The organism is Streptomyces sp. NPDC030222, assembly GCF_055573115.1.
Genome location: NZ_JBVICA010000057.1, coordinates 1 through 4,218, shown reverse-complemented (window position 1 = coordinate 4,218; position 4,218 = coordinate 1). Strand labels below are relative to the sequence as shown.

The window sequence follows — 4,218 nt, the reverse complement described above, 5'->3', positions numbered from 1 at the left end:
CTGTCCGGGCTCGGTGTGGAGGTGTCGGTCGTGGCGTGTGACGCCGCCGACCGTGATGCCCTCCGTGTCCTCCTGGCCGCGGAGGCCGAGACGCTGACCGCGGTGGTGCACACGGCCGGAATCCTCGATGACGGTGTTCTGGATGCCCTGACGCCCGAGCGCTTCGAGGGGGTTCTGCGGGCGAAGGCGGCGTCGGCGCTCCATCTGCACGAGCTGACGGTTGAGCTGGGTATCGAGCTGTCGGCGTTCGTGCTGTTCTCGTCGATGAGCGGCACGATCGGTGCGGCCGGTCAGGCCAACTACGCTGCCGCGAACGCATATCTGGACGCCTTGGCCGAGCAGCGGCGTGCCGCCGGCCTGGCGGCTACGTCGATCGCGTGGGGTCCGTGGGCCGAGGTCGGCATGGCCGCCGACGAGGCGCTCGAGGCCCGCATGCGCCGGGACGGCGTGCCTCCCATGAAGGCGCAGCCGGCGATACGTGCCCTGCGACAGGCCGTTGGCGCCGAGGACGCCTCCCTCACGGTGGCCGACGTGGAATGGGAGAGGTATCTCTCCGGTCACACCGCCGTGCGCCGCAGTGAACTTTTCAGTGAGCTCAGCGAGGTGCGCGCGGCTCGTGCCGCCATTGAGACCCCGGCGCAGACGGCCGGGCACGCGGACGTGCGGGGTACCCTCTCCGGGCGGCTCGCTGTGCTCGCGCCCGCCGAGCAGGAGCGGGAGCTGCTCGATCTGGTCCGTACGCATGTCGCGGCGGTCCTCGGCCACGGCGGCGCGGACGCGGTAGGGGCGGAACGTGCCTTCAAGGAGCTCGGGTTCGACTCGCTGACGGCTGTCGAGCTGCGCAACCGCCTGAACGCGGCAACCGAGCTGCGGCTGCCTGTCACACTCGTCTACGACTACCCGACGTCCGCCGCTCTGGCCGACCACCTGCGCGAGGAACTCGTCGGCAGTATCCCTGTCTCCGGTGCACTGCTGCCCGTTGCCACGGCAGTCGACGGCGACCCGATCGCCATCGTGGCAATGAGCTGCCGCTTCCCCGGCGGCATCGCATCCCCAGAAGACCTGTGGCAGCTGCTCACGGACGGGACGGACGCGGTCGCAGGGTTCCCGGCGGACCGTGGCTGGAACCTGGACCGCCTCTACAGCCCCGACCCGGACCAGCCGGGGACCTCCTACACCCGCGAGGGCGGATTCGTCGCCGGAGCGGCGGACTTCGACGCGGACTTCTTCGGGATCTCGCCGCGTGAGGCTCTGGCGATGGATCCGCAGCAGCGGCTTCTCCTGGAGACCTCCTGGGAGGCGTTCGAGCGGGCCGGTGTCGACCCGTCGTCCCTGCGCGGCAGCCGGGCCGGTGTGTTCGTCGGCACCAACGGCCAGGACTACCTCTCCCTCATCACCCGAGAACAGGACGGCCTGGAAGGCCATGTCGGTACGGGCAACGCCGGCAGTGTCATGTCCGGTCGCGTTTCGTACGTGTTCGGCCTCGAAGGCCCTGCGGTGACCGTCGACACGGCTTGCTCGTCGTCGCTGGTCGCCCTGCACTGGGCGATCCAGGCGCTCCGCAACGGCGAGTGCGACATGGCCCTGGCCGGCGGTGTGACCGTGATGTCGACGCCCGAGAACTTCGTCGACTTCAGCCGTCAGCGTGGACTGGCTGCGGATGGCCGGATCAAGGCGTTCGCTGCTGGGGCGGATGGTACGGGCTGGGGTGAGGGTGTGGGCATGCTGCTGGTGGAGCGGCTGTCCGACGCCCGGCGCAACGGGCATCCGGTGCTGGCGGTGGTGCGTGGTTCGGCGATCAACCAGGACGGTGCGAGCAATGGTCTGACGGCGCCGAACGGTCCGTCGCAGCAGCGGGTGATCCGTCAGGCTCTGGCGGGTGCGGGTCTGTCCGCCGCTGAGGTGGATGCGGTGGAGGCGCACGGTACGGGTACGCGGCTCGGTGATCCGATCGAGGCGCAGGCGCTGCTGGCCACGTACGGGCAGGACCGCCCGGCCGGCCAGCCGCTGCTGCTGGGGTCGATCAAGTCGAACATCGGTCACACGCAGGCCGCGGCGGGTGTCGCGGGTGTGATGAAGATGGTGCTGGCGATGCAGCACGGGGTGCTTCCGCAGACCCTGCACGTCGATGAGCCGACCCCGCACGTGGACTGGTCGGCCGGCGACATCGAGCTTCTGGTCGAGCAGCGCGCATGGCCGGAGACCGGCCGACCGCGCCGGGCCGGCGTGTCCTCCTTCGGTATCAGTGGCACGAACGCGCACACCATCATCGAGCAGGCGCCGGACGCCGAACCCTCGGCAAATGCCGATGCGCCGTCGGCCGTACGACCGGCCCATATCCTCCCGTACCTTCTCTCCGGCAGGACCAAGGAAGCCCTCCCAGCGCAGGCGGCCGCTCTCGCCGCGCACCTGGACGCCGCCGAGGGCGGCGAGGCCGGTGCGCTCGATGTGGCCTACTCCCTCGCCACGAGCCGTGCTCACCTCGACCACCGTGCCGTTGCGGTCCTGACCGTCGACGACGCTCGGGACCTGCGGGATGCCCTGACGCGACTTGCCGCCGGTGAGTCCGCGCCCCGGATCACCACGGGAACGGCCGATGAGGGCCGTACCGCCTTCCTGTTCACCGGTCAGGGGAGCCAGCGGCTGGGGATGGGCCGTGAGCTCTACGAGACGTACCCGGTGTTCGCGGATGCGCTGGACGCGGTCTGCGCCCGGATGGACGCGCTTCTCGAACTGCCTTTGAAGGATGTGCTGTTCGGGTCCGATGTGGCGGTGCTGGACCGGACGGAGTACACGCAGCCGGCGCTGTTCGCGGTCGAGGTGGCGTTGTTCCGGCTGGTCGAGTCGTGGGGTGTGGTGCCGGACTTCGTGTCCGGGCACTCGATTGGTGAGATCGCTGCCGCGCATGTGGCCGGGGTCTTCTCTTTGGACGATGCGTGTGCGCTGGTTGCGGCGCGTGGTCGGTTGATGCAGGCGTTGCCGGCCGGTGGTGTGATGATCGCGGTGCAGGCGTCGGAGGACGAGGTTCTGCCGCTGCTGACCGATCGGGTGAGCATCGCGGCGGTCAACGGGCCTCAGTCGGTTGTGGTCGCGGGTGATGAGGACGCGGCGGTTGCGGTCGCGGAGGTCTTCGGGGCGCAGGGCCGGAAGACGAAGCGGCTGACCGTGAGCCATGCGTTCCACTCGCCGCACATGGACGGGATGCTCGATGAGTTCCGGCAGGTGGTGGCGGGGCTGTCGTTCGGGTCCCCGCGGATCCCGGTCGTGTCGTGCCTGACCGGTGCCCTCGTCTCCGACGAGATGGCCTCGGCGGACTTCTGGGTCCGGCACGTCCGGGAGGCGGTCCGTTTCCTCGACGGTGTCCGGGCCCTGGAGGCCGCAGGTGTGACGACGTACGTCGAACTCGGCCCCGACGGTGTGCTGTCCGCGCTTGCCCAGGACTGCCTGACCAGTGACCACGCTGCCTTTGCGCCGGTTCTGCGTGCGGGGCGTGCGGAGGCGGAGTCGGTCGTCACCGCTGTGGCTCAGGCGCATGTGCGGGGTGCCGAGGTGGACTGGTCCGCCCTCTTCTCCGGCACGGGCGCCGCGCGGATGGAGCTGCCGACGTATGCCTTCCAGCGGCGGCGCTACTGGCCGGAGACGCTCCTGTCGAACGGCAGCGGCCCTGCAGGTGTCCCGGCGGTCGACGTGGTGGACGCCCGGTTCTGGGAGGCGGTGGAGCGCGGCGATCTCGAGTCTTTGGCGTCCGAGCTGGAGGTCGGCGCCAACGCCGGCTTCAGCGAGCTCGTTCCCGCACTTTCGGCATGGCGTCGGCAGAAGCAGGAACAGGCGCAGGTCGACGGCTGGCGCTACCGGGTGTCCTGGAAGCCGCTGCTGGCGTCGTCTTCCGGGGCGCCTGCGGGCGAGTGGGTTGCTGTCGTACCCAGCGCATGTGAAGACGACGCCCTGGTCGCGGCTGTCGTGGGTGCACTGGCCGCGCGTGGTGCCGCGGTCCGCCGGGTCGTTGTCGAGCCCGGGCCGGGTCGGGCCGGGCTCGCGGAGCTGATCACCGATGGTGGCGCCGACTCCCTGGCCGGTGTGGTCTCACTGCTTGCCCTCGATGAGGCTGCGGGTGTCGTCCCGACGGCTGGTCTGGTGCAGGCGTTGGGTGATGCCGGGGTGGAGGCGCCGCTGTGGTGTGTGACGCGTGGTGCTGTGAGTGTGGGGCGTTCGGATCGG

Annotated in this window: 1 protein-coding gene; it reads left to right on the top strand. The window is 70.3% G+C overall.

The window, feature by feature from the left end:
• Positions 1-4,218, top strand: a 4,218-nt coding sequence (locus ACZ4Z5_RS33205) for a type I polyketide synthase (protein ID WP_468269984.1), incomplete at both ends; no start/stop codon positions are given.